The organism is Pedobacter sp. NEAU-ZC8, from assembly GCF_059278965.1.
This window is the reverse complement of the sequence record NZ_JCAJXC010000001.1, coordinates 159255-184746: the sequence shown is the minus strand read 5'-3', so window position 1 is coordinate 184746 and position 25492 is coordinate 159255. Positions and strand designations below refer to the sequence as shown.

The following is a 25492-nucleotide window of genomic DNA, read 5'->3' as shown; positions in this document are numbered from 1 at the left end:
TACTTTTGAATTCGATGTACAATTTGGGCAACAAAATATCCGTCAAGAAATCAGACGATATCTTCCTGATCCGGTGGTTTAATGATCATGCGTAATGATTGATCGCGGGAAAGATAAGCTACCGTCCAATTCCAGAAGGTTCGTGCACGATTGCGGTACGTGATCAAAGACATCAAGTGAATAAACAGCCAGACCAGCCATGCGACCAAACCATTCATATGTATCTTCGGCTTCGGCAAATCTACAACAGCTTTTGCACTGCCAATGATCGCCATGGAGCCCTGATCTTTGTACCTGAACACTTCCGGACTCTTCCCGGAAGCCATATTCTTAAAGTTCTTTGCCAGCAGCTTTCCTTGTTGTATTGCCGCCTGTGCAACCTGCGGATGCCCATTCGGGAATTCCGGGTCGGAGAGCATCAGCGCAGTATCTCCAATCGCATAGATATTTTCCGAACCAATCACCTTGTTATATTCATCCACAAGCAATCTTTTTCCACGTCCATACCAGCTCGCCGGTATGCCATCAAAGATCTTTGCCGTCACACCCGCAGCCCAGATAAGGTTTTTCGACTGAATTTGCATACCGTCCGATAAGGTCACCGTATCGCCGTCAAAATCATTTACATGGGTGCTCATAATCAGCTTTACCCCTAACCTGGTAAGTACCTCCATCGTGTCGGTCTGCGACTTTTCGCTCATTGGCGATAGTACGGATTTCCCGCCATCCACCAAATAGACCAGTCCGTTACTGCCGATAAGCTCAGGATAATCTTTGCGAAGTATCCCTTTCTTCATCTCGGCAAACATCCCCGAAATCTCCACCCCGGTTGGTCCACCACCTGCAATAACCATGGTCAGCAATCTGTTCGCCTCCTGTGGATTCTTGCATATAGAAGCCTGCTCCATACGCATCAGCAGTACATTCCGCATGGCGATCGCATCACTCAACGTCTTCATTGGGATTGCGTGCTTCTTGATATTTTCATTCCCAAAGAAGTTGGTTTCCGCTCCGGTCGCAAAAACCAGGTAGTCATAACTCAGTTCGCCATTGTCTAAAACTATTTTATTTTCCTCAGGCAGCACCTGCTTTAACCTTCCAAGCCTAAAAAACAGGTTCTTTTTACCTGCAAACAGCTTGCGAAAAGGATAACTTATACTGGAGGGCTCCAGAAATGCCGTAGCCACCTGATAAACAAGTGGAGGAAAAAAATTATAATTGTTCTTGTCTACTAACGTTACTTTGAAGTTGGGATGCCGGCCTAAACTTTTTGCCAGATTTATGCCAGCAAACCCGCCACCAACTACCACTATATGTTTCTGCATAATTTAATTCTGATTATAATTAAACATTGTTAAAGGTAGATAGTTTACATTTCAGACAATAAGCAAAGCCGGTTCCATGAAAAGCAAAAATCCTCTTATCCCTTTTTTACTCTTTCTCCTGATATTCTTCTTCCTAAACACCTACACATTATCCGGCTTACAATTCTTCAGCGGAAATCCCCTGCTGCCCCTTCTCTTCTGGACATTTGTACTGCTGCTATGCGCTTCCTTAATTATCGCATTCAGGAGGATTCCCAGGCGAGGTATGGATGGCTTCTTCAAGATCATTTCACATGCCTTTTTAATCCTGCTGGTGAGTGAGTTCATCTTTGTACTTTCACTTGCTCCAGGAGATATTTACCGGCTGATCCTGCATCAACCGCGAAATTACGCCTGGGTGGTGTTCGCTTCAGCCATGCTCGCGCTCAGCATACTAACTTTCATATATGGTATGGTACGTGGGAAATATGCCTATCGGGTAATCCGGCATGTACTGGAGTTTGAAGATCTCCCGGAAGCATTTGACGGTTTCACCATTACACAGATCTCAGATGTGCATGCCGGAAGTTTCCAAAACCGTAAGGCCGTAAGTAGAGGCATTGACCTGATCAACAAACAACAAGCTGATCTTTTTGTATTTACAGGTGATCTGGTGAACAACAAGGCTTCGGAAATTGTACCCTGGGTAGACTTGTTTTCAACGATCAGAGCACCCTATGGTCAATTTTCAGTACTTGGTAACCATGACTATGGCGACTATGTAAAGTGGGAAACAGAAGCGAATAAACGAACGAACCTGGAACAGTTGAAGTCATTGCACAAACAGATGGGCTATCGCTTACTGCTGGATGAACATGTGGTCATTGAGAAAGGCGGTCAACGAATTATCCTTGCCGGCGTGGAAAACTGGGGATTGGGCTTCGGCCAGCGGGGCGACCTGAAAAAAGCACTGCAGGGCACACAACCAGATGATTTCAAAATCCTTTTGTCGCATGATCCGACGCATTGGGAATCCGAAATAAAAGTATTACCAGCGAAGATACACCTCACTTTGGCTGGCCATACCCACGGTATGCAGTTCGGACTAGAGGCCTTTGGCATCAAGTGGAGCCCGGTGAAATATCGCTATGCGCATTGGGCAGGTATCAAGGAAGAAAATGGACGCTACTTGAACATCAACCGGGGATTTGGCTTTCTTGGCTTTTCCGGACGTGTTGGAATCTGGCCTGAAATTACGGTGATTGAACTCCGGAAAAAACCCTAACTGCTACGCTTTTCCTCCAGCAACAAGTCTAATGCGTGTTGCATGGTGCCTGCACGAACAAGTTCACCGGAGTTCACGAAAAAGATCTCATCCGCATTTTCAATGGTATTCAGTCGATGCGCAATGATGACCACGGTTGTTTCCTTCGACAGGTTACTTAATATCGCCCCTAACAGTTGCTCGGTGATGGTATCGATGTTTGCAGTAGCTTCATCCAGAATCAGTAACTGTGGATTTCTTAGTACCGCACGCATAAAGGCGATCAATTGCTTTTGTCCCAGGCTGATGTTGTCTGAGCCAGAAGTAACCGCAGTTTCCAAGCCTTCATCGAAAAGGTTCAACAAGGTCTCTAGTCCAGATTGCTTGATCACCTCCTCCAAAGCAGCATTATCAAAATCCTTGTATTTTGGATTGCCGTAAAGAATGTTGTCCCTGACAGAGCCGGTAAACAAAAATGGTTCTTGTAAAATAAACCCGATCTGGCTTGTCCGTTCCGCTGCTGAATAGGTACGGATATCACGGCCATTCAGTAAAACTGTGCCTTGTGTAGGATCGTACAACCTGGCAATTAAAGAAGCGGTAGTCGTCTTCCCCCCACCTGTGGGGCCGATAAGCGCATAAGTCTTGCCCTTTTCCAGCTTAAAGTTAATGTCGTGCAAAATTTCCTTTCCCGACTCATAACCAAAGTGAACATGTTTAAATTCCAGAAGGCTGCATTCCGCAGCAGCTGTTCCCTGGGGTAAGACGGCAAGATCATTTTCCAGGTTTAAAATGGCGGAGATACGATCCCATCCAGCCATGGCCACTTGGAAGTTTGCCCATAGTGCAGCCAACTGCCGCAGCGGATTGTAGAAGTTCGTCGCATAGGAGAAATAACTGACCAACAGTCCTACCGTGAATTCACCATTGCTGATCAGGTAAATGCCATAGGCGAGTACCACAAGCTGTGCCATACCGGAAAACAGGCCATAAACCGGTACAAACACGTTATTGGCCAGGCCCGCCCCAATCGCAGACTTGTAGTTATCCTGATTAGCCTCGTCAAACTTTTTCCTGAAGTAATCGCGGCGGTTGAAGGCAATGATCACTTTGAAATTGTTCAGGCTTTCCTGAATCTCTGCACTCAGGCCACCGACACTCTTCAAATTTTTAGCATTTTTTCTTCTAACCCAGGGCGACACAATGCCTGTAAAAACCAAGATTAGCACTGCAGGTCCTAATGCTGCAGCCCCTAGCCGGGTATTAATCGAAAGCAGAAAAGCCCCGGCACCGATCATGGTCACCATGCTCCCTAAAAACTGCATGAGCGATTGAGAGAAAAACTGATTGATCTTGTCTGTATCATTATTCACCCTGGAGATCAGATCACCAGCTTTGTTCTGGTTAAAGAATGCAACCGGGAGCTCCTGGATCTTGTTGAAAATCGCATTTCGAAGGGTGTATAACATGCGCTGTGCCACACCTCCCATTAACTTAGACTGGAAGTATCCCGTAACAAGCGCTATCAGGTACATCCCCAGTAGCAATCCCGAATAACGGAGTACTCCCTCGAAGTCTTTGGTACGCACATAATGATCGATGGTATAACCGATGATCAAAGGACCGACCAGCAATAACCCGGAATTAACGAGTATGGTGACCAGCGCAAGCACTAAGGTCTTATGCTCTGCGGAGATAAGTTGTAATAGTTTCCTCAGGGCAGCAACTGTAGAGCCTTTCGCCGGTTTGTTGTTGTCCTGATTAAGATTGTAATTCATAATTACTTGTACTCTGTTGTGAAGTATGGATCTGGACGTATTCAGGACTGCTCTTCAATAGCTCCTTGTGGGTTCCTTGTGCAATAATCTCCCCCTGCATCATCACAATGACCTTATCATAGTTTTCTACAGAAGCCACTTTTTGGGTCACAGACAACAAGGTCAGTCCGGGATAGTTCCTGGCGATATTATCCAGGATCTTCTTTTCCGTCAAGGTATCCACCCTCGCCGTAAAATCGTCCAGCAGCAATATCCTGGGGTTGATCGCCAAAGCCCGTGCAAGCATGATGCGCTGCTTTTGCCCGCCGGAAAGGCTTGAACCTCTTTCAGAAACGATGTTATCGAGCTTTTGCGGCAGGGCATCTATGAAGTCCTGCAACTCTGCAGTTTCTATCGCGAGCTTCAATGACTCATCGGTTACGGTGTCGCTAAAGGCTATATTTTCCCGAAGGCTCATATTGAAGATGATACTGTCCTGGAAAACAAAACCTACCTGACGGTAAAATTCTTCCTGGTTGTAGCTTGCAAGTTCATGGTTGTCGAACAATATCCTGCCGGAGCCAGGCTTGATCAAACCTGTCAAGAGATAAAGTAATTGACTTTTGCCCGCAGCGGTAGGTCCGATTATGGCCGTTCTAGACCCCGCTGGAAGCAGAAAGCTGATATGCTCAAGTGCTGGCTTCTGCCCGAAATACAAACTAATATCCTGCATTTCTACGGTGCCGAGCATATCGCCGCTAATCGTACCCTGCACGGGTTCTTCTACACTGTTCAAAACCGCTTCTATCCTACCGTAAGATGCGGTTGCCTGAGCGATAACATTGCTCATAAAGCCAATAACCAGGATTGGAAAGATAAGGATGGCCAGATAACTGTTGAATGCGGCAAATTCTCCGAGGCTCATTGAACCGTTAATTACAAAGTGGCCGCCCAGAACAAGTATGGTTAAGCCAGCAAGATTGGCTACAAAGATGATCAATGGAATAAGCCAGGCAAAAAGTGCCAGAATGGAAAGGGAGATATCGCGTGCCCGGGCATTCGCCTCTACAAATTTATAAGCCTCCAGCTGCTGGGAATTGATGACCCGGATAATTGCCGAGCCCAGAATACTCTCATTAATTACTTTATTCAGCCAGTCAATAACCTCTCTGCTCAGCTTGAATAACACCTTGACCTTACGCAAAACCAGGTAAAATGTAATGCCGATCACTGGAATGATCGTAACGATGGCAAGCCCTAGTTTCCAGTTAATCGACAGCAATAACGCACTTGCCCCAATAATCAGAAAGGCAGAGGAAACCATTGAAACGATGGCCTGTGAAACAAACAACTTAATAGAGTCTACATCAGCCGTGAGGTTTGTCAGCAACTTAGAAGGATTGGTTCTTAAAACAAATGCATGGCTTTGCCGGGAAATTTGATCGGAAAGCCGCGTCCGGAGATCGCGCGCCACGCGCTCAGAAGCATACGTCTGAACAATGCTTTGTGCGTAGGTAAAAACAAAGATCAGGACAATAGCCAGCAGGAACAACAACACGGTACGTTCCATATCAAATGTTCCTGAGGTATAGGTATCTATGCCCTGGGAAATCAGCGTTGGTAAAAGCAGGTTCACCCCGTTGCTGATCAACGCGAACAGCACCAGGCATATAATCAGGTTTCTATAAGGCCCTAAGAGGCTAAAAATATTTGGCTTTTTAACCACTGTCGATTTCTCCATTTGGTCCGTATGCTTTCGTGGTATGATGACCAAAAATACACGAATATTTAACAATAAGAAGAAGATACGGGAACTAAAGGACCCGGAAGAGCGTGTTTAAACAACAGTTTTATATATTAGTGACCGAAACCAAATATAATTGCATGCGTAAACCCTATATTGTTGGAATTGACATCGGTACAGGCAGCACCAAAGCTGTTTCCATGGATTTGGAAGGAAATGTATTGAATGTGTCACAATGTGGATATCCCACCCTAAACCCCGAACCAGGCTATAGTGAACAAAATCCGGAAGATATCTGGAAAGGTTTTAGGGGCTGTATCAAAGACACCATGCAAAAAATGGGCTATGCACCTGAAGCATTCAGCTTAAGTAGTGCCATGCATAGCTTCATACCGGTGGACCAAAATGGAGGGGCGCTGCACAACATGATCACCTGGGCTGATGCCAGAAGTGAAGCGCTGGCGGAAATACTTCGTGAAAGTGCTGAAGCGGAGTTCATTTATAATACCTCCGGAACCCCGATCCATGCCATGTCTCCCTTGAGTAAACTGCTCTGGCTAAAAGGCAGCAACAAGGATCTCTTCGAGCAAAGCCATAAATTTATCTCTATCAAAGAATACATTTGGTTCAAGCTCTTTCGCACCTTCGAAATAGATTATGGTATTGCTTCTGCAACCGGGCTGTTTGATATCATCAAACTGCAATGGAGTCCGGAGATCATGGAGATTGCAAGCATTACAGCCGACAGGCTTTCCACTCCGGTAAACACCAATTTCTCTAGGAAAATTGACGATCCTGAAGTTTTAAGCAGCCTTGGGCTGGATCAGGGAATTTCCGTGGTTATAGGCTCCAGTGATGGCTGCTGCGCCAACCTGGGCAGCGCCGTGACGGACGATTACAAAGCTGCTTTGACTATAGGCACCAGTGCAGCCGTCCGCGTTACGGCAAATGCACCGGTATACAATTTCAAAGCAATGACCTTTAACTACCTGCTCGACGAGCAAACCTACGTCTGCGGTGGTCCGCTGAACAATGGAGGTATTGCCATTGATTGGGCAATAGAGAAATTCCTGAATAAAGTAGAGCCAGACGAAGCGGATTATGAATACTTTTTCAAACAGATAGAGGCGACAGCGGCAGGTTCGGGCGGACTGATCTTTGTCCCCTACCTCACCGGGGAAAGGGCACCAATCTGGGACACTGCCGTAACCGCGAATTTTGTGGGTCTGCAACTGCACCACGGTCAGCAGCACTTTTTCAGGGCTGTACTCGAAGGTGTTTGCATGGCTATCAATGAGGTACTTCTTGCGGTTGAACAGGCCACCATGCCGATCAAACAACTTAATATCAGCGGCGGCTTCCTCAATGCGCCCGTGTGGATGCAGGTACTTGCCAATGTAACCGGCAAAAAGCTGGTTGTGGTTCAGGCCGACGATGCCTCCGCTATTGGCGCAATCATACTTGCGGCCCGGGTGCTACATCCAAATTCGGAATTGGAGGAGAAGCTCTCCCAGGAAACACAAACCATCATGCCCGACTACAGCCAGCATGAGGTGTACAAGAAACTTCAGCCTGTTTACGGCAGGCTTTACGACGACCTGAAAACAGTTATGCATACCCTTAAAAGCTTAGCCCTCTAATATGGATTTCCTTTACGTTCTTGCAGGCATCATCATCTTGCTTATCCTGATCATCAAAAAGATCAACCCCATGCTTGCCCTCCTTATTGCCTCCATTGCGACCGGACTAATGCTAGGCATGCCAATACTTAAGGTGATGACCTCGGTAAACAATGGCATCGGCAGTACGCTGGGCAGTATGACCATGGTCCTTGCACTTGGAGCCATGATTGGTAAACTTGCTGAAGATAGTGGTGCCGCGAAGAGCATCGTGGTGGTTTTAATCAGATTGTTTGGCGCCAAACATATTCAATGGGCTGTATTGATTACCGGGATCCTGGTCGGCATTCCGCTTTTCTACAATGCCGGTTTCGTGGTGCTCATCCCACTCGTATTTGCAATCGCTGGTGCCGCAAAGCTGCCGAAGCTCTACGTCGGTATTCCAATGGCGGCGGCACTTTCTGTTACCCATGGCTATTTACCGCCGCACCCTGGTCCGGTAGCACTTGCCGGTATCTTCCATGCCGACATTGGGAAATTGCTGATTTATGGATTTATCCTCAGCATCCCCATCGCTATAGCAGCTGGAATTTTCTTTCCGCGAATGATCATCAAGAGGGATAAAACCGCCGATCAAGATCAGCTCATTACCTTTGATGACCTGCATCTGCTGCCGCCGGCTTTTAAAAGCTTTATCATTGCGCTGTCACCCATAGTGTTGATCACCGCAGGTACATTGGGTACACTAGCCTTTGCAGATGGACCTGCCAGGGCCTTCTTCATCTTTATATCCGACCCTACCATTGCATTATTGATTGCCTTGTTCATCACCTTGCTGATGCTAAACCTTCCTATCGCTAAAGCAATGGACTCCTGCACCGAAGGGGTTAAAGGCGTTGCGATGATCCTACTGATCATTGCGGCCGGCGGTGCATTTAAACAGATATTGGTAGACAGCGGTATCGGAGACGATGTAAAGACCCTTGCGAACAGCATCAATGCTTCACCACTCTTCCTGGGATGGCTAATCGCTGCATTACTGCGGGTAACACTTGGCTCGGCGACGGTTGCCGCACTTACAGCCTCTGGCATGGTGGTGCCGTTGGTTGTTGCAGGTGCATCACCAGAGCTGATGGTGTTGGCTGTAGGTGCGGGTAGTCTGATGTTTTCACACGTCAATGATACGGGTTTCTGGATGTTTAAAGAGTATTTCGGACTCAGTCTTAAGGAAACATTTAAAACTTGGACCCTTATGGAAACCATCGTTTCGGTACTCGGCATTGTCGGTGTTCTGATCTTGAACTACTTCATTTACTAACGTATCAAACTGAATAGATTGGCCGATTTGGCCTTAAAATTGCTCAATAACAGCCGTAAAGCGCAAAAACAGCCTTTATCTATATCAAAGATGAAAGACAACTCAAAAGTGATTGTAAATCTTTTAGCGGGAGTGGCTGTAGGTGCAGCCTTAGGAATTTTGTTCGCGCCAACGAAAGGCAGAAATTCACGCCGTAAGATAGATCTCTTTTTTACCAACTTCAGCGATACCCTGATCGACAATGCAGAAAACCAGTACAACCTGCTGGATAACTTCAAGGATGGACTGAAATACGCCGTTCGTGAACGTCTTGAACAACAACGCGCCAAGCTTATTGGCAAATAGCCTATGAACCTTTCTTTACTAAACAAAACTGCTGTTATCTGTGGAAGCTCACAAGGAATCGGTTTTGCCGCCGCAGTTGAACTCGCCGAACTTGGTGCAAACTGCATATTGATCGCCAGGAATGAGGCAAGCCTCCAGCAAGCGTTAACAAAAATCCCAGCAGCATCAGGTCAGCAACACCAATATAAGGTGGCGGAATTTTCAAATACGCATGCCGTGCAGAAAGTCATTGAAGAAATCGTAAGCGACCAGCCTGTTCATATACTGGTGAACAATTCCGGAGGACCGAAGGCAGGTCCGATAGAAAACGCCGCCTTGGATGAATTTACAGCGGCTTTCCAGCAACATTTGATCAATAATCAGCTCTTGGTAAATGCTGTACTTCCTGGTATGCGCGAGGCTAACTATGGCCGCATCATCAATGTGATATCGACTTCTATCAAAACACCCCTTGCTGGTCTGGGCGTTTCGAATACCATCAGAGCTGCAGTTGCCGCCTGGGCGAAAACCTTGGCAAATGAAATTGGTGCTTATAACATTACCGTGAATAATATACTTCCTGGCCTTACGGAAACTGCACGACTTAGCAGCCTGGTTGCCGGGACAGCAGCAAAAGAAAATAAGAGTGAAGCCGAAGTTGAAGCGGCATTAAAAGCAAGCATACCATTGAAACGATTTGGTCAGGCTTCAGAGTTGGCCAACGTTATCGCCTTTCTAGCAAGTCCGGCGGCAGCCTATGTACATGGGGTTAGTATACCAGTTGATGGTGGAAGAACACCTAGCCTGGCCTAACCGCTGAGGAAATAAAAAAAGCTTAAGAAAACAGTGCGGGATTCAAAGGACAGTTTTTACAACGCTTGCCCTTTTTATACTTTTCACAGCACTTTTTCTTAAGCTTCTTTATTTTTAAATCTTTAAGGATCTCCTTGGTAAGGACCTTTTTCAATTCCTTCTTGGAATCCTTTTTTTCAGATTTATCTTTCTTTGACAAAATCGTTCTGGTTATTCAGCCTCACTGGTATATTCAATTTTACCAACATGCTTATCAATTTCCCATCTTCCGGTACCTTCTTCGCCAATAACTTCGAACAGCTCCAGCGCACGTCTGGCTTTATATTCTTCCTCACGTTGCTCTTTGAAGAACCAGTTCAGGAATTCAAGAGTCACAAAATCAGATTCTTTATAACAGCGAGCTGCGATGTTCTTAATAGACTGTGTAATGTTAACTTCTTGTTCCAATGCTTCTTCAAAAACCTCTCTAAAGCTGTTAAATTCATTCTTGATATTGGTAATTTCAGGAGAAATTGCTACACCACCCATGTCAAGTACATATTTATAGAACTTCAATTGATGCATTCGCTCTTCCTCTGCTTGTTTGAAGAAGTAATCTGCTGAATAATCAAATCCATTGCGATTACACCATGAAGCCATTGCAAGATATAGTGATGATGAGTGTGCTTCTTTTTTTATCTGTTGGTTTAGCAATACTTCTACATCTGCAGAAAGCAAGCATTTAATGCGCATGATATCTTTCATATTCCTTGTGTTTAAAACTGATTTAAACCAAAAATAGTGCTACAAATCTATTAACACATTTTTATTAGAAATATGGAAGCAGTCTAAAGAAGATTAAGCAATTACGCGGTGTAACCGGTCCTGGATAATGTGATTTAGTTCCAGCATTACAAAAGTACCTTGCAGCAGATCCTTAATGGCAATGATCTCCATCAACGACAACACATAACAATGGTCGCAGGCACAAATGAAGATGATTTCAAGATCCCCAGACTTATCATTGCTCAGGAGCAAGGCCTCAATATCAATGTTATAAACTGCCTTTTTTAGCTTTAAGATGTTACGATAATCAAAACGTGCAATTTTCCCCGCAAAATCAATAAACCAGCATTTCTCCTCATCGGATTGATAGATGGTTCCGGAAGTATTTCCGTACACTTTATTCCAGTTTAAAGAAGGGACGTATGTATTTGGCTTCATTAAATGTGATTATGTACAAATGTTAGCATTATTTAGATTTAATCCAAACTAAAGATCAATTATCTGGAATTCTATTCGTAACAATTCTAATTAAGAAAAGCGCGAGGTAAAAAACGCCGTTCCTACCAGCCGCACTATTTCTTACGATATGATAAGATCTCGCTGTCTTACAAGCCGTAAATTTGAATATCAAAACAAAACAACATGGAAAATCAAATCTTAGGCATTCATCACATCACCGCTATTGCGGGGAAAGCCAAAACCAATTATGATTTTTACACCAAGGTACTTGGGCTTCGTTTCATTAAAAAGACAGTGAATTTTGATGATCCAAATACCTATCATTTCTATTACGGCAATGAAGAAGGAACACCGGGCACCATTCTAACCTTCTTCCCTTGGGAAGGGATCCAGGCTGGGCGTAGAGGTACCAGACAGGTCACTGAGATTGGGTACAGCGTTCCTGCTGGTAGCCTGGAATTCTGGCAAAGGCGCCTTGATGATCACCACGTCATATACAATAAGGTTGCAGAGAAATTCGGGGAGCAGTATCTCACCTTCCTTGATCCGGACGGCTTGAAGTTTGAGCTTACCGTTGCAAAGCAGCAGGATACCAGAGTGCCATGGACTACAGCTGACGTTTCGGCGGCACATGCCATCCGCGGCTTTCACCACATTACCATTACCAGCAATAAGATTGAAAAAACTGCTGCTGTCTTAACTGAACTTCTGGGCTACCAATTACAGGAACAAGTGGTGAACCGGTCCAGATTCGTTACAGATACAGTTGCGGAAGCTGCTATAGTCGATCTTGTGGAAGCACCTGGTGAAGCAGCTGGACTTGTCGCAGGCGGTTCTGTACACCATGTGGCCTTCCGGGTAAAGGACGAAGCAACGCTTATGTACTACCGGAATAAAATCAGCGCCATGGGTTTAAACATCACGGAAAAAATTGACCGAAACTATTTCTATTCGCTCTACTTCCGCGAACCTGGAGGTGTACTCTTTGAGCTTGCGACAGACAACCCGGGCTTTATGATCGATGAAAGCAAGGAGGAACTAGGCCAACATCTGCTGTTACCGGCACAATATGAAGAACACCGGTCTGCTATTGAAGCGGTCTTGCCAAAGCTCGACTAACACAATTTTCAAACGATCTTAAATGAGTAAAATGGAAGTTAAAAATAATCAGTATGCTGCAGCGGGAACCCCGCTGGCAACGGCTAAAAGTGCATTGATCATGATCCATGGTCGTGGTGCGAGTGCTACGGGCATATTGCCACTGGCCGCCGAACTTCAGCTGCCCGAACATACCGCGGTGTTTGCACCGCAGGCGCCCGGGAATACGTGGTATCCGGCAAGTTTCATTGCACCGCTGGCGTTCAATCAACCGGCACTGGATCTGGCACTCGCCTCGATACACCGCCTCGTAGCGGAAATAACTGCCGCCGGCATTCCGAAACGCAACATTTACTTTCTGGGTTTCTCCCAGGGTGCTTGCCTGAGCTTGGAGTATGTCAGCAGAAATGCCGAACGTTATGCAGGTGTGGTTGCGTTTACCGGCGGACTGATTGGTGAAGTTTTGGAACAAACCACCTATATGGGTGATTTTGCGCAAACACCGATCCTGATCTCTACCAGTAACCCCGATCATCATGTGCCGCTTAAACGCGTCAAAGACTCTGGTTGCCTGTTAGAAAGGATGAATGCCAGGATTACAGTGGTTGCTTACCCCAACAAACCACACAACATCACTGACGAGGAAATTGAGCTTGCAAACAAGGTGATTTTTCAGACGCCTATTCAGCACGTTTAAATATACAAGTACAGCAAAAAAGGCCAACACTTAAATGTTGGCCTTTTTTAATGATTGGGTATGCAGCTTAATGACTTAGATCCGGCTGAAAAAGTGCAAAACACTCATTTGCAATTTCAAGCTCTTCATTCGTCTTCGCTACAAGTATTTTGACCTTTGCATTAGGCTGATTGACTTCAAAGATCTGTCCGCCAGCAACTTTATTCTGCTCTTCGTCGAACGCTATGCCCAGGTATTCCAGTGCTTCGCAAACCATGGCCCGCATAACCCTGTCATTCTCTCCTACGCCGCCGGTAAACACCACCGCGTCTATGCCGTTCAATACCGCCGCATAAGCACCGATAAACTTCTTGATCCGGTAAGCATACAACTTTAGGGCAAGTGCGGCCTCTTCCGAACCCTGGTCCGCAAGCTTATGAACGTCACGCAGGTCGTTTGAACCGGCCATACCTAGTAGCCCCGCCCCTTTATTTAATAAATTACTCACCTGAGCCACGGTAAACTGCTCCTGATCAATGAGGTGAAACACCACCGATGGGTCAATATCGCCCGAACGGGTGCCCATAACGAGTCCACTCAAAGGCCCGAACCCCATGCTGGTTTCTATAGACTTTCCTGCTTTGACCGCGGCTACACTACAGCCGTTGCCCAGATGCAAGGTGATTAACCGCGCATCCGGATTGCCAAGATATGCCATTGCTTGCTTGGATACGTTTTTGTGGCTGGTACCATGAAAGCCATAAACCCGAACACCATAATCCTCGTAATACGACTTTGGAATCGCATAACGATACGCGTAATCTGGCAAGGTATGATGAAACGCAGTGTCAAAGACAGCAACCTGCTTCGCTTTAGGAAAGGTTTGTTCAGCAACTTCAATGCAGGTATAACTTACCTGATTATGCAGCGGGGCAAGTGAAAATAAGGCTTTGATCTGTTCTTTTACCTCCGGCGTGATTTCCGTGGCACGACAGAACTTCTCCCCACCGTGTACCACGCGGTGCCCCACCAGATCAACATCGTCAGGGCCATGTATGATCCCTTTCGCACTTAAAGCATTCAACACTTCTTTGAGCGCCTCACCATGGTTTGTTACCGTAGAACCCGGCAGACCGATTCTTTCCACTAAACCCGTGGTCAGGGGGTCGGTAGCAGGCATATTAAAAAATTGATATTTTAAGGAGCTGCTTCCTGAGTTAATCACAAGGATCTTCATCTAACTATTATATTATACTTCCTGGCATTGAATTGCAGTAATGACAACGGTATTAAAAATGTCATCCACGGTACAACCCCTGCTTAAATCGTTAATTGGCTTATTTAATCCCTGCAACATTGGCCCTATAGCCAATGCACCGGTTTCTCTTTGAACTGCCTTATACGTGTTGTTACCGGTATTTAAATCCGGAAAAATCAGCACACTTGCTTTTCCGGCAACTTCAGAGCCTGGAAGCTTCTGCTGTCCTACAGCGGGATCTACAGCCGCATCATATTGTATAGGCCCTTCAATCTTCAGATCCGGCCTTCTTTCGCGTACAATGTTTGTCGCCTCACGTACACGTTCAACGTCCTCTCCTGCACCGGAACTTCCGGAAGAATAAGACAACATCGCAATTCTCGGCTCAATGCCAAACCGGATGCTGCTCTCCGCAGAAGAAATTGCAATCTCTGCCAACTCCGTTGCTGTTGGATTCGGGTTTACCGCACAATCCCCGAATACGGCGACACGCTCAGGTAAACACATGAAAAACACCGAAGAAACGACAGACACCCCTGGACGCGTTTTAATAAACTGCAAGGCTGGTCTGATCGTGTGTTGCGTAGTATGTACCGCCCCAGACACCATACCATCCGCATGCCCTTTATACACCATCATGGTGCCGAAATAGGAAACGTCGGTCATCATATCCGTAGCCATCTCCAGATTTACATTCTTATTTTTCCTCAATTCATAAAGCGTCTGTACGTAGTCGTCATAGTGCTCTGAAGTTTTTGGATTTACAATATGAATGGTACTTAAATCCAAGTTCAGGCCCAGTCTTTTCAGCGATAACCCTATTTCTGTCGGATCTCCAAGAATGGTCAATTCTACCAGATCCTGGCTCATGATCCTGGCCGCAGCTTTCAATATCCTGTCGTCATTACCTTCTGGTAATACAATATGTTTTTTAATGCTTTTCGCTCTTTTAACCAGTTGATACTGGAACATATGGGGTGTGATGCCTTCCGGAGTAAAGGTGATGATCTTATCATCCAATGCCTTCAGATCCACATATTTCTCGAACACCTGTATGGCAAGCTGAATCTTCTTCTTATTGTCTTTTGTAATTCTGGAGTGGATATGCCCAATCGCATTGCTGGTTTCGAAAGTCCCCGTTTTTACGCTGATGATCGGCATCACCGTTTGCAGACCTTCTATCAACTTCATAACCGGTTGGTCCGGAATACTGCCAACTGTTAACACAATCCCAGCGACTTTAGGGTAATTTGTCGACTGATTGGCCTGTAAAGCACCAATAATAATGTCACCACGGTCGCCTGGAGTCACAATCAACACATTTTCCTTGATGTGGTTCAGAAAATTAGGGAGCATCATTGCGCCGGTCACAAAGTTGTCGACCTGGTTAGACATCAGCTCTTCCCCAAATAAGACGTTTCCGTTTAGTGCTTCTGTGATCTCCTGCATGGTCGGACTTTGTAATCCGCTTTCCATCGGGATCACCGTTAACATGATATCTGCAGGAAGTTGTGCAAGCAGCAACTGCTTAACATCTTCCACATTTTCCTGCTTCACCATATTTACCACCATCCCAAGCACTTGCACATCGCGGGAGGAAAAATTCCGGAAGATGTTGACCGCGGTGTTTACCACCTGGGCCGTAGATTTATGTTCACCAGTAACTACAATTAGCACCGGTGCGGCCAGGTTTTTAGCTATAAGCACATTCGACTCAAACTCGAAAGCGGTGCCCTCACCAAGGAAGTCACTGCCTTCAATTACCGTAAACTCATAGTTTTCTTCTGCCTTTTTATATTTGCTGATGATCGTGTCGATGATCTCACTGCTATTCTCCGTTTGTGGCTGGTGCAATACTTGTTGGCCAGTAAACGCAAAAGTGTCGCTGTAATTAATTGGTAAATTAAAGAAATCTAAAATTGCTTCTATGTGTTGTTCTTTGTGGTCAGCATCTTCCTGCGTGATGATGGGTTTGAAGTAACCAACCTTCTGCGTTTTTGAAAGAAGCATGTTGATTAAGCCAAAGGCGATGACTGATTTTCCGGTATAAGGTTCTGCGGAAGCTATAAAAATGTTCTTAGTCATGAGAAGATGTTTATAGTGGGCAATATGCACTTTTTTTGCCATTCCGGCCAGTTTAAAGGAGGTATTTCCCGGCAGCAGGCATTATTAGGTTCAAATTACAATGTTTTGCAATACTGTTAATATATTTACCGATTCTTGGCGCATGCTTTGATAATGGCGTGTAAGGATAAAGAAAATTGATTGAATGGATAACACTGAAACTCCCGTCGTACCGGAGCAGGTTGATAAAAAACCCGGAATTTTTTCGAGGATGTTTATCACCCTGGCTGAGGTATACAGCTTTATTGCCCGGTTCTTTAAAGAAGCATTCTTACCACCCTTTGAGGGCAAAGAGCTACTGCGACAATGCTTCGAGATTGGGTACCGCTCTGCCCTGCTGATTTCAACCACAGGCTTCATCACTGGAGTTGTATTTACCAAACAGTCCAGGCCCTCACTGGCAGAATTTGGCGCAACATCCTGGCTTCCCTCCCTTGTGGGTATCGCGCTGTTGCGAACACTTGCACCCCTTTTAACCGGACTAATTGCTGCTGGTAAAGTGGGTTCCAGCATCGGAGCGGAACTCGGCTCCATGCGCGTAACCGAACAGATCGATGCCATGGAAGTCTCGGCAACCAACCCTTTTAAATTTCTGGTTGCAACCCGCGTACTTGCCGCCACCATCACCATCCCCATTCTTACCTTCTATACCGGATTGATCGGCATGCTTGGTGCGCTCCTGAACGTTGCTATGTTTGAAGAAACCAGTGCTAAACTGTTCTTCCAGTCCTCTCTAGAACAAATTACCTTTCTGGATATAACGGCATCAACAGTGAAGGCCATCCTCTTTGGATTCACCATTGGGGTTGTGGGCTGCTACCAGGGCTATAATTCCTCCAAAGGCACCGAAGGCGTGGGAAAAGCCGCCAACTCTGCTGTAGTTATTTCCATGTTCCTGATCTTCATTGAGGAAGTGATCTCTGTTCAGTTCTTTGGTTTATTCAGATCCTAATCCGCAGTTATGACATCAAGACCGATTACAGATACTAACCTGGAAAAGGTTATCGAAATAAAAGGATTAACCAAGTCTTTCGGAAATTTTCATGTACTCCGGGGAGTAGATCTAAACCTTCACCGTGGTGAAAACCTTGTTGTACTTGGAAAATCCGGAACTGGAAAATCAGTGTTGATCAAGATTATTATAGGTCTCTTGAAGCCCGACAATGGCATGGTGAAGGTTTTGGGTAACAACGTCGATGAGATCAGCTATAAGGAATTACTCGCTTTGCGCCTCGACGTAGGCTTTTCCTTCCAGAACAGCGCACTATATGATAGTATGACCGTTCGGGAGAACTTGGAGTTTCCGCTGGTACGTAACCGCAAAGGTATTACCAGAGCTGAAGTAAATCGTGCTGTGGAGGGCACCCTGGATGCCGTGGGGTTACTGCAGGCCATCAATCAGATGCCTTCAGAATTATCCGGTGGGCAGCGCAAGCGCATTGGTATAGCACGTACGCTGATCCTGCAGCCTAAAATTATGCTGTATGATGAACCTACAGCAGGTTTGGATCCAATAACCTGCCTGGAGATCAACAGCCTGATCAACGAAGTACAGGAACGGTATAAAACCAGTTCCATAATTATTACCCATGATTTAACCTGCGCAAGAGCGGTGGGTAACCGCGTGGCCATGCTGTTGGACGGACAGTTCCAAAGGCAAGGTACTTTCGATGAGGTTTTTGACACAAATGATGAAAGGGTAAAACCTTTTTACGATTACAACTTTATAAAATAATAGCATGGCACAATCAGATAACCGTAAACAGATCACCACAGGCGTATTCATATTCGTAGGCCTGGTGATTTTTGTACTGGCAATTTTCACCTTAGGCGGGCAGCGTAAAACCTTTGTTAAAAGCTTTACTTTGAACGTCGTATTTTCAGACATCCAGGGTTTAAAAGCCGGTAATAACGTATGGTATTCAGGTGTTAAGGTCGGTACGATCAAGAAGATCCAATTCTATGGCAAGTCGGAAGTGCAGGTATTCCTTAGCGTCGAAGAAGAAGCACACAAGTATATTCATAAGAATGCAACTGCGAGCATAAGTTCTGATGGACTGATCGGAAACAAGATCATTGTAATTAACGGAGGTGATCCGAAATATCCCTTCATTGAAGATGGTGACCGCCTGCAGGTGGCTACAACACTTTCCACAGACGACATCATGAAGACCTTCCAGGTGAACAACAAAAACCTGGTTGACATCACCGGTGATTTCAAAACCCTTGCAAGGGGCCTTGTAGAAGGAAAAGGTTCTGCCGGTGCACTGCTGTCTGATGAGAAAATTGCCAACAACTTCCGGAAGATTGTTAGCAACCTCGAACGTACCACCGCTTCTACTGACCGTATGGCCAGAGAGCTGGATCAGTTCAGCAACACCTTAAACACTAAAGGCGGCCTTGCGGATAAACTTCTAACAGATACGGCTGTGTTTGCGCAATTAAGCCGCTCAGTTAATGAGCTGCAACGAACAGCGCGTGCTGCAGCTGAAATGACACAAAATCTAAATGCGGCATCTGCTAAGTTGAACCAATCTGACAACGCTGCTGGTCTTCTACTCAATGATAAGCAAACGGCTGATCAGGTTCGATCCATTATGACAAACCTGGAAACAAGTTCTAAGAAACTCGATGAGGATCTGGAAGCCTTACAAAGCAATTTCCTTTTCCGCGGATTCTTTAAAAAACGTGCTAAAGAAGAAGCTAAGGCAGCCAAAGCACAACAGTAAGGCATTTTTTTCCAAACCATTCGATATGCAGGTTGTTCTAAAATAAAAACAAGCAATCGTTATGGCAAAGCAAACAGATGGTGCAAAAGGCACTACAACAAGCGAAGAGAAAAAAGATACGAAGAAAGCCAAAGGCACCGAGCCTAAAGATGTCATTTCTTCGAAGGATGCTAAACCGGTAAAAGTCACCAAGAAAGAAAAGTAATAAGCACAAGCCCTGGTCATCTGAATGAACCAGGGCTTGTTCGTAATACCCCTCTCCTGCATCTCCAGCCAACTACGCCACCGCGAAACACCCGGCATCTTTGCCGCTGCATGTTGCAATTAAATTCAAGCATTAGAAACAACAGACCAGCACCGGACGCATAGCTGCAACACAGCTTACACACAGATTGCGTGGGTGAGGTGTGCTTGAGGTGTGGGTAAGGTGTGGCTGAGCTGTGCGAAAAGTACAAACAAAATAAAAGCCGGTCAACTTGGTTGACCGGCTTTTTAATTGAACCGTCGGTTCGTGTATTTAGAATCGCATAAATGCGGCGACTTTACTGTCTGCGGGCATTTTTTCCTGCTCCAGCACGTGCACTGCACCTCCATTCTTCAAGGTTTTGATCGCAGCCTTATTCAACAGGCAGGTATCTCCTTCCTGTTTTTCTTCGTGGATCACCAACTCGTTGGAGGCCTCGTCAAAGGTGCCCCAGATGTGTGCATCTTTCACGATGAACAAGTCAGAGATCTGGCTGTAAAAACTTGCAGGGATCACATCTTCTGGAATGGAAGATGTTAATTCTGTCGTTGAATTATCGTAGTAGGTTTTCAATGCCTTGCGTACATTCTCCTTAAAGAACGGTGCTGCAATTTCACGCACCTTCTGGTATACCGAATTCTTATCTTCGTGGTCGAAGTTACCGGTAAGACTTTGCTCAACAACATTATACTTGGAGATCTGGCGGTATAAGCCTGTGATCTGCTCGGTTCCGGCAAGGATTAGCGGTGCAGACTCCTGCGAAAGCAGTTCCGTCCACAACGTTTGATTCACCTCTTTTAGGTATTGGATCACCCATTCCGTTTCATCTGCAAGCCCAGGTCCATGTCCGTGAAAGTTCGCGCCGGAAATGGCACCTCTTCCCGCACCAGCACCAGCCCTGCGCATGGTTTGTTGCGTATCTTTCTCTTCGAAGTGAATCACATCATCCATACCGTTAGGCAGACCTTCAACTTCCAATAGTTCTATACCATAGGCATCACCACGGAAGATCTTCGCGTCCTTCTTGCTTAGCATCAGCAGGAAAAAGTATGCGTCGTCAGTCATGAGTGGCAGCAACGGCAGGATATTGAACGAAGAGTTTACAAACAATTCCTCTTTCAATGGCATAGGTGTTTTGATGACCTTACAAAATCCTTCCGCAAGAAATAAAGCCAATCCTTGCGACTGCGTATTCCAGAATTCGCGATTATCTACCAGCGCTAAGCCTTCTTTTAAAATCTGTTCAACAGCAGCCTGGCTCTTCCCTTTTTCCGTTAAGATTCGTTTGGCTTGCTGCAGGTTATTCTTTAATAACAATGCATCGTGTTTCTCATTTACTTCTACACCCGAACGATGCGCGGGTATGTAGATAGACACACAGATATCCGCTTCAAAGCCAGTTATCTCCGTGATGTCTTCCTTTAATAATACTCCCATAGATCCTAGTTATTAGCGTCGTCGTTGTAATCTACCCCTTTATTAACATTCCTGTTCACGTGTCTCATCTGAATGAGCGCTTCCTGACTGTCCGTATCTGAGATATATTTTTCCGTAATTTCATTCTCCTTATCAGGATCAATTGCCGCGAAGGCATCTTTCAATCCAGCTGTTTCATTTCCTTTACCTGAAGGTTTGCCCTTTGGAGGTACAAAACTTCCATTATTGTTTTTAGCCATAGGTTTGAATTTTAGTTTTATTAAGGTATTGTTATCTTAATAATGATTCCCGGCTAAAAATTGTTTGTAAAAATAAATCTTAGAAACGCATGCGCAGGCCAATACCAAGCTTAAATACGTCTTTAATCGACACCTCAGGCACATTCTGAAAGAAATTTACCAGATACCATTCATTACTATTGAACTCGGAATAGAGACTTAAAGACTTCAAACCAGCGGCTTTGATAAACTTGGGCTCAGAGAATTCAATTTCATTGCTGAAGGATAAATGCGGGCGCAGCGCTTCCGACCAGTAGTAATATCCTTTCGGCCAATTGTCTTTGGAGAACTTAAATTGCAGATCCTTATGCGCCGTATAGCTCAGGAAAAACCCTGGATTAAATGGATAAATGGTGCCAAGCTTATTTACTTTAATCATAAAAGGTTTGTAAGCGAATTTGGCGGTAATGATATGCAGTTCCCCCCCTTTGGATGCGGGTACATAGCCATACAGCAGGTCCAGATTCCCACGTTCATTTTTGAACAACTTATAACCTGCGCCGGCACTTAAGTAACCGATACTCCCGGCATGTTGCAGGATCAATTCATCAGGTACAAGAAACTGTTGCGCATTTGACCGGAGTCCGGTAAGTAAAAAGAGGATGATCAGGGATGGAATCTTAATAAAATACGCGTTCATGAGTCAGTTTGTTGTTAATTACAGTTACCACGATGAATTCTTTGCTCTCGATGGAGCCGGTTACGACATACCGGAAGGAATCTTCAGGCGCAGAGGTAAGGTAAGTATGGGTATGCCCGTACAGGGCAGCAAGAAAGTTAGGGGTTTGTTCAAATTGCCTTGTATATTGTGGCACGAGTTTTTGGTCAAAGTCGTCCGACAGCGGCGGCACATGGCCAACGGTAATATAGGATTGTACGCCGGCGCCAGGCTGAAGTTGCTGCGCAAGCCAAGCTATATCGGGTACACGACCGTCATACCTATACTCGCGACTATTAGTATCATGGCAAATGAACTTTGTGCCTTTATATACGAAGCTAAAGTTCAGCTCGCCAAACATCCGTTGATAAGATTCCCTGCCCCGCCCGGTTAAGTCATGGTTCCCGATCACGGTGATCACCGGCACCTGTGCTTTCTTCATCCGGTCGGCATAGGCCTCCATCTCCTGAAAACTGCCGAACTCGGTGATATCACCTGCAACGAGGACAAAATCTAAATTGTCAATTGAATTTACTTTTTCAATAAAACCGGGAATTTCATTATACGAACGTTGCGTGTCACCCGAAAGAATGAACTTCAACGTATCATTTGTCGGTTGAACTGACATCAGCCTGCTTATGGCAGTTTTATTAAGATCAGTAGGCGAATTACGGTCAAAGGTCTGGTTTGGACTGTATTCAAAGGCGTTACAACCGGATAGCATTCCTGACAGAAGGAGTAAATTAGTAAAAATCTTCATACTTGCTTGAAAGAAGTTGAGATGACCAAAAACAATGCCTTTTGCGCTTACAGCCTGTCACATGGAAGCAAGGAATACGAAACTAAAATGTAACTTGTTTATAAATTTAAAACTATGAAGATTGCCGTTTTCAGTACTTACACCTATGATGAAGTTTATTTGAGCAGGTTTAACACCGGACATGAGCTAAACTTTTTTGTATTGCCTTTAAATGAACAAACCGTGGCATTAACGAAAGGATACGACGCTGTTTGTATTTTCGTAAATGATACGGTGAACAACGCGGTTGTGAAAGCATTACACGAAAATGGTGTTCAGTTGATCGTGTTACGCTGTGCGGGTTTCAATAACGTTGATGTTGCTGCAGCAGCAAAGCTGGGAATCCCGGTCGTCCGGGTACCCGCCTATTCTCCCGAAGCTGTTGCTGAGCATGCCATGGCGCTGATCCTGACATTGAACCGTAAGACACACAAAGCCTATAACCGTGTCCGTGAAGGGAACTTCTCCCTAGAAAAACTGATGGGCTTCAACCTGCATGGCCGGAAAGTTGCCGTTATTGGCACGGGAAACATCGGCAAAGCGTTCTGTAACATCCTTCGTGGTTTTGGATGTAAGATCTGCGCTTATGACATCTATCCAGATCCGGAGCTTATTGCCGCTGGCGTGATCTATGACAGCCTGGAAGCAACGCTTGCCGAGGCCGACATCGTTTCACTACACTGCCCTTTGATGGACAGCACGCACCAGATGATCAATGCAGACACGCTACGGCTGTTCAAAAAAGGTGCAATGCTGATCAATACCAGTCGTGGTGGGCTGATCAATACCATGGACGTGATATCGGCCTTGAAATACGGGCAGTTGGGTTATCTCGGACTGGACGTGTATGAACAGGAAGGCAAATTGTTCTTTCAGGACTATTCCGAAGATATCATTCAGGATGATGTCATCCTGCGTCTGATCTCTTTTCCGAATGTGCTGATTACCGCTCATCAAGGCTTTTTTACGCAGGAAGCTATGGAGCAGATCGCAGGCACTACTTTTCATAACATCGATGCCTTTGCTGCCAAGGCGACCTTACATAATCAAATTAAAACAGGATAAATACAAATTAACAAAGCAAGATATGTTAAGTAGAAATGAGATTTTCGGCTATACGCCAGATGAGAAATATGCAGGGTCAGTAGCATATTTCTCCATGGAATTTGCCATCGATCAGGCACTAAAAACCTATAGTGGCGGCCTGGGCTTTTTAGCAGGCTCGCATTTACGCAGCGCTTACGAACTGCGTCAGAACCTGGTAGGTATAGGTATGCTCTGGAAGTATGGGTACTATGATCAGGTGAGAACACGTGATGCGCTGATGAAACCCGAATTTGTGGAAAAGCAGTATTCTTTTTTAACTGATACCGGTATAGTACTCACGGTTCCGGTACATGATTATCCGGTGAAGGTTAAGGTCTATCTGCTAAAGCCGGAAGTGTTTAATTCCGCACCGCTGTTCTTGTTATCAACTGATATCCCGGAGAATGATGAAATGTCCCGCAGCATCACCTATCATTTATATGATGGCAATGAAACAACAAGAATCGCACAAAGCATTGTACTGGGCATCGGTGGCGCCATGTTGCTGGACGAGCTGAATATGACGCCGGAGGTCTATCACATGAACGAGGGCCATGCAGTATCCTTAGGTTTTTACCTCTATGCGAAGCATAAAAGCCTGGAGGAGATCAGAAAACGAGTGGTTTTTACGACCCATACGCCAGAGATGGCAGGCAATGAATCGCACCGCTTCAGTTTGCTTAAAGAGATGTCGTTTTTCTATCACCTGCAGGAGCATGAAGCTAAATATATTCTGGGCATGGAAGGTGAAGACTTCAATTACACGCTTGCCGCGTTGAAGTTTGCACGCAAAGCTAACGGGGTGTCCAAACTACATGGCGAAGTAGCACGGCAAATGTGGAGCAGTAATCCAGGGGTCTGTGAAATTACATCCATTACCAACGCGCAGAACAAGAATTTCTGGACCGATCCGGAAATGCAAGCAGCCATAGAGGCTTCTGATGCTACAGCCATCCGTTCCCGAAAGCAGGCACTTAAAAAACAACTGTTTAAGATTGTCGCAGATCAGACGGGGAAACTTTTTGATGAGCAGGTACTGACCATTGTCTGGGCAAGGCGGTTTGCCGCTTATAAACGTGCAGACCTGGTGATGCAAGACTGGGAAAGGTTTGCGCGCCTGGTTTCCAATACCACTTACCCGGTACAGTTTATATGGGCCGGTAAACCCTACCCTGGCGATTATGGCTCCATAGCCCTTTTCAATCACATCATGTCCCGCGCGAAACCACTTGCGAACTGTGCGGTACTCACGGGCTATGAACTTTCACTTTCTGATGCCTTAAAGAAAGGTGCCGATGTCTGGTTGAATAATCCAAGAATGTACCGCGAGGCCTCTGGAACCAGTGGTATGACCGCAGCAATGAATGGCACCATAAATTTATCGATGCCCGACGGTTGGGTACCCGAGTTCGCGGTAGATAAACAGAATGCCTTCGTTATCGAAACACTAAGCGATCAATCTGCTCCTGAAGAGGTGGACCGCTTCGAAAACAACGCTTTGATGACGCTACTTGAAAGGGAAATTTTGCCCATGTACTATAAGGATCAGAAAAAATGGGTAGAAATACTTGAAAATTCGGCTAAAAGTGTGATACCGGGCTTTGAATCGGCTAGAATGGCACAGGAATACTATGAAAATTTGTATAAAAGCTAATTTTGTTTCTCAAATCTTCACATTACAAGAATATATCACTTTATAAGGCGGAACAAATATTGCAATATTAGTGTTGTGAGCAGA

At 45.4% G+C, this 25492-nt stretch carries 25 protein-coding genes; 13 read left to right on the top strand and 12 right to left on the bottom strand.

The window, feature by feature from the left end; genetic code table 11:
• Window positions 1-50: 50 nt before the first annotated feature.
• Entirely contained in the window at window positions 51-1325 is a 1275-nt protein-coding gene (locus AC5WJX_RS00890; protein WP_494482955.1) for an NAD(P)/FAD-dependent oxidoreductase, read from the bottom strand.
• A 76-nt stretch (window positions 1326-1401) separates the two neighbouring features.
• Here AC5WJX_RS00890 and AC5WJX_RS00885 point away from each other — a divergent pair, with 76 nt between their 5' ends.
• Complete coding sequence (locus tag AC5WJX_RS00885) at window positions 1402-2589, top strand: metallophosphoesterase (protein ID WP_494482954.1); 1188 nt, start codon at window positions 1402-1404, stop codon at window positions 2587-2589.
• Here the strand turns inward: AC5WJX_RS00885 and AC5WJX_RS00880 are convergent.
• Both AC5WJX_RS00880 and AC5WJX_RS00875 read right to left on the bottom strand, forming a co-directional pair.
• On the bottom strand, window positions 2586-4346 hold the full coding sequence (locus tag AC5WJX_RS00880) for an ABC transporter ATP-binding protein (protein WP_494482953.1): 1761 nt from the start codon (window positions 4344-4346) through the stop codon (window positions 2586-2588). The genes AC5WJX_RS00885 and AC5WJX_RS00880 overlap by 4 nt on opposite strands.
• Window positions 4330-6066 carry an ABC transporter ATP-binding protein gene (locus tag AC5WJX_RS00875; RefSeq protein ID WP_494482952.1) on the bottom strand — a complete coding sequence of 579 codons (1737 nt, stop codon included), beginning with the start codon at window positions 6064-6066 and terminating at the stop codon, window positions 4330-4332. The genes AC5WJX_RS00880 and AC5WJX_RS00875 overlap by 17 nt, the downstream gene beginning before the upstream one ends.
• 143 nt (window positions 6067-6209) lie before the next feature.
• On the opposite strand from AC5WJX_RS00875, the gene AC5WJX_RS00870 reads away from it, so the two are divergent.
• The 4 genes from AC5WJX_RS00870 to AC5WJX_RS00855 all read left to right on the top strand — a co-directional run bounded on the left by AC5WJX_RS00870 (window position 6210) and on the right by AC5WJX_RS00855 (window position 10143).
• The gene (locus AC5WJX_RS00870) at window positions 6210-7709 is read left to right on the top strand and encodes a gluconokinase (RefSeq protein WP_494482951.1); all 1500 of its coding nucleotides are present in this window, start codon (window positions 6210-6212) and stop codon (window positions 7707-7709) included.
• A gap of 1 nt (window position 7710) precedes the next feature.
• On the top strand, window positions 7711-9006 hold the full coding sequence (locus AC5WJX_RS00865; protein WP_494482950.1) for a GntT/GntP/DsdX family permease: 1296 nt from the start codon (window positions 7711-7713) through the stop codon (window positions 9004-9006).
• A gap of 90 nt (window positions 9007-9096) precedes the next feature.
• Window positions 9097-9351, top strand: a complete 255-nt coding sequence (locus AC5WJX_RS00860; RefSeq protein ID WP_440429982.1) for a YtxH domain-containing protein — start codon at window positions 9097-9099, stop codon at window positions 9349-9351.
• A 3-nt stretch (window positions 9352-9354) separates the two neighbouring features.
• Window positions 9355-10143, top strand: coding sequence for an SDR family oxidoreductase (locus AC5WJX_RS00855; RefSeq protein ID WP_494482949.1), 789 nt, complete (start codon window positions 9355-9357; stop codon window positions 10141-10143).
• A gap of 22 nt (window positions 10144-10165) precedes the next feature.
• Here the strand turns inward: AC5WJX_RS00855 and AC5WJX_RS00850 are convergent, their stop codons facing one another.
• The 3 genes from AC5WJX_RS00850 to AC5WJX_RS00840 form a co-directional block, all read right to left on the bottom strand.
• Window positions 10166-10342, bottom strand: coding sequence for a hypothetical protein (locus AC5WJX_RS00850; protein ID WP_494482948.1), 177 nt, complete (start codon window positions 10340-10342; stop codon window positions 10166-10168).
• 11 nt (window positions 10343-10353) lie between these two features.
• The gene (locus AC5WJX_RS00845) at window positions 10354-10887 is read right to left on the bottom strand and encodes a ferritin (RefSeq protein ID WP_440429984.1); all 534 of its coding nucleotides are present in this window, start codon (window positions 10885-10887) and stop codon (window positions 10354-10356) included.
• Window positions 10888-10980: 93 nt separating this feature from the next.
• Window positions 10981-11346: a hypothetical protein gene (locus AC5WJX_RS00840; RefSeq protein ID WP_440429985.1), complete on the bottom strand. Its 366-nt coding sequence runs from the start codon at window positions 11344-11346 to the stop codon at window positions 10981-10983.
• Between the two features lie 204 nt (window positions 11347-11550).
• Here AC5WJX_RS00840 and AC5WJX_RS00835 point away from each other — a divergent pair, with 204 nt between their 5' ends.
• Both AC5WJX_RS00835 and AC5WJX_RS00830 read left to right on the top strand, forming a co-directional pair.
• Complete coding sequence (locus AC5WJX_RS00835) at window positions 11551-12486, top strand: ring-cleaving dioxygenase (RefSeq protein WP_494482947.1); 936 nt, start codon at window positions 11551-11553, stop codon at window positions 12484-12486.
• Window positions 12487-12508: 22 nt separating this feature from the next.
• A complete protein-coding gene (locus tag AC5WJX_RS00830; protein WP_494482946.1) occupies window positions 12509-13162 on the top strand; it encodes an alpha/beta hydrolase in 654 nt (217 codons plus the stop codon).
• Window positions 13163-13229: 67 nt separating this feature from the next.
• On the opposite strand, the gene AC5WJX_RS00825 is transcribed toward AC5WJX_RS00830, so the two are convergent.
• Both AC5WJX_RS00825 and pta read right to left on the bottom strand, forming a co-directional pair.
• Window positions 13230-14378: an acetate/propionate family kinase gene (locus AC5WJX_RS00825; RefSeq protein WP_494482945.1), complete on the bottom strand. Its 1149-nt coding sequence runs from the start codon at window positions 14376-14378 to the stop codon at window positions 13230-13232.
• A gap of 12 nt (window positions 14379-14390) precedes the next feature.
• Window positions 14391-16484, bottom strand: a complete 2094-nt coding sequence (gene pta, locus AC5WJX_RS00820; RefSeq protein ID WP_494482944.1) for a phosphate acetyltransferase — start codon at window positions 16482-16484, stop codon at window positions 14391-14393.
• 184 nt (window positions 16485-16668) lie between these two features.
• Here pta and AC5WJX_RS00815 point away from each other — a divergent pair, with 184 nt between their 5' ends.
• From AC5WJX_RS00815 to AC5WJX_RS00800, 4 genes are all read left to right on the top strand, one after another.
• The gene (locus tag AC5WJX_RS00815) at window positions 16669-17475 is read left to right on the top strand and encodes an MlaE family ABC transporter permease (RefSeq protein ID WP_494482943.1); all 807 of its coding nucleotides are present in this window, start codon (window positions 16669-16671) and stop codon (window positions 17473-17475) included.
• Window positions 17476-17484: 9 nt separating this feature from the next.
• The gene (locus AC5WJX_RS00810; protein WP_440429993.1) at window positions 17485-18258 is read left to right on the top strand and encodes an ABC transporter ATP-binding protein; all 774 of its coding nucleotides are present in this window, start codon (window positions 17485-17487) and stop codon (window positions 18256-18258) included.
• A gap of 4 nt (window positions 18259-18262) precedes the next feature.
• Complete coding sequence (locus AC5WJX_RS00805) at window positions 18263-19252, top strand: MlaD family protein (protein WP_494482942.1); 990 nt, start codon at window positions 18263-18265, stop codon at window positions 19250-19252.
• 61 nt (window positions 19253-19313) lie between these two features.
• Complete coding sequence (locus tag AC5WJX_RS00800) at window positions 19314-19457, top strand: hypothetical protein (protein WP_494482941.1); 144 nt, start codon at window positions 19314-19316, stop codon at window positions 19455-19457.
• A 312-nt stretch (window positions 19458-19769) separates the two neighbouring features.
• On the opposite strand, the gene AC5WJX_RS00795 is transcribed toward AC5WJX_RS00800, so the two are convergent.
• From AC5WJX_RS00795 to AC5WJX_RS00780, 4 genes are all read right to left on the bottom strand, one after another.
• Window positions 19770-20933, bottom strand: coding sequence for a baeRF7 domain-containing protein (locus AC5WJX_RS00795; RefSeq protein ID WP_494482940.1), 1164 nt, complete (start codon window positions 20931-20933; stop codon window positions 19770-19772).
• Between the two features lie 5 nt (window positions 20934-20938).
• Complete coding sequence (locus tag AC5WJX_RS00790; protein WP_440429997.1) at window positions 20939-21172, bottom strand: hypothetical protein; 234 nt, start codon at window positions 21170-21172, stop codon at window positions 20939-20941.
• A gap of 79 nt (window positions 21173-21251) precedes the next feature.
• Window positions 21252-21851 carry a hypothetical protein gene (locus AC5WJX_RS00785; RefSeq protein WP_494482939.1) on the bottom strand — a complete coding sequence of 200 codons (600 nt, stop codon included), beginning with the start codon at window positions 21849-21851 and terminating at the stop codon, window positions 21252-21254.
• Complete coding sequence (locus AC5WJX_RS00780; protein WP_494482938.1) at window positions 21832-22629, bottom strand: metallophosphoesterase family protein; 798 nt, start codon at window positions 22627-22629, stop codon at window positions 21832-21834. The genes AC5WJX_RS00785 and AC5WJX_RS00780 overlap by 20 nt, the downstream gene beginning before the upstream one ends.
• Before the next feature lie 114 nt (window positions 22630-22743).
• On the opposite strand from AC5WJX_RS00780, the gene AC5WJX_RS00775 reads away from it, so the two are divergent.
• Together AC5WJX_RS00775 and glgP are read left to right on the top strand one after the other, a co-directional pair.
• Window positions 22744-23733: a 2-hydroxyacid dehydrogenase gene (locus AC5WJX_RS00775; protein WP_494482937.1), complete on the top strand. Its 990-nt coding sequence runs from the start codon at window positions 22744-22746 to the stop codon at window positions 23731-23733.
• Window positions 23734-23755: 22 nt separating this feature from the next.
• Window positions 23756-25408, top strand: a complete 1653-nt coding sequence (gene glgP, locus AC5WJX_RS00770; protein WP_494482936.1) for an alpha-glucan family phosphorylase — start codon at window positions 23756-23758, stop codon at window positions 25406-25408.
• Window positions 25409-25492 lie beyond the last annotated feature (84 nt).